This window comes from Bifidobacterium sp. RTP21102st3_E2_RTP21102_210122 (genome assembly GCF_040916945.1).
Taxonomy (GTDB): domain Bacteria; phylum Actinomycetota; class Actinomycetes; order Actinomycetales; family Bifidobacteriaceae; genus Bifidobacterium; species Bifidobacterium longum.
On sequence record NZ_JBCPAN010000039.1, the window covers coordinates 646 to 1,019 of the forward strand.

A 374-nucleotide genomic window follows, 5' to 3' on the forward strand; every position below is an offset into this window, starting at 1 on the left:
CGGCATCCAGAGCCTTCTTGAACGCGGCCCACGAATCCTTGGTGTACGCGGATTCCTTGAGCTTCTCGGCATCGGCGACCAGGCCGGCGAGCTTGGAGGTGTCCACGCGCTCTTCCAGGGCGGCGATGGCATCCTTCAGGTTCTGGTAGGCGAGAGCCACGTCGTGCGCGGTGGCGTTCTCGTCGTCCAGCACCTTCTTGGCGGCGTCGCGCTTGGCGACGAGCACCTTCCAGGTGTCGGCGGTGTAGGTGGCCTCGGTCAGGGCGGAAGCGTCATCGTACAGGTTCTGCAGATCGCACTTGTTGACCTTGACCTCGGTGCTCGGCACGTCGCGAACCGTGGTGACACGCAGGTCGGCAGCGGAGGCGTACGTG

At 65.0% G+C, this 374-nt stretch carries 1 protein-coding gene; it reads right to left on the reverse strand.

Features of this window, described 5'->3' with window-relative positions; all coding sequences use genetic code 11:
- A partial coding sequence (locus AB5287_RS10100; protein WP_368221196.1) for a hypothetical protein occupies positions 1-374 on the reverse strand: 374 nt, incomplete at both ends.